This window comes from Vibrio sp. 10N.222.49.C9 (genome assembly GCF_041474985.1).
GTDB classification, from domain to species: Bacteria; Pseudomonadota; Gammaproteobacteria; order Enterobacterales; family Vibrionaceae; genus Vibrio; species Vibrio crassostreae_C.
On the sequence record NZ_JBFRVD010000683.1, the window covers coordinates 1 to 395 of the forward strand.

Annotated in this window: 1 protein-coding gene; it reads left to right on the top strand. The window is 40.5% G+C overall.

Annotation, left to right across the window (positions count from 1 at the left end):
* The coding region (locus AB4585_RS25065; protein WP_372171465.1) for an efflux RND transporter permease subunit at positions 1 to 227 on the top strand (227 nt) is incomplete at its 5' end.
* Between the last annotated feature and the right edge of the window lie 168 nt (positions 228 to 395).

The following is a 395-nucleotide window of genomic DNA, read 5'->3' on the forward strand; positions in this document are numbered from 1 at the left end:
TCATGACGTCACTGGCGTTTGGACTTGGTGTTTTACCTCTGGTTATTAGTACCGGTGCTGGTGCCAATGCACGTAACGCGATTGGTACCTCAGTGTTGGGCGGTATGATGGGAGCGACTTTATTGGTAATTTACTTCGCGCCACTATTTTTTGTCTTAATCTGCAAACTGTTCAAGTCAGATAAAAAAGCAACAATAGCTAATGCAACGAATAACCAAATAAGTTAATCGTGAGCCTAGAAGTGGACGTTATTTCTTTGCAAAATACACTCCCCTAATCTTGAACACCGTTAGAAAGCCAATATTCAAGTTTTGCGGACACATCAAATAGAAGCTCTAGAGGTAAGAATGAACACTGAAAAACTGCAACTTTTGCTCGTTGAAGATGACTTAGAT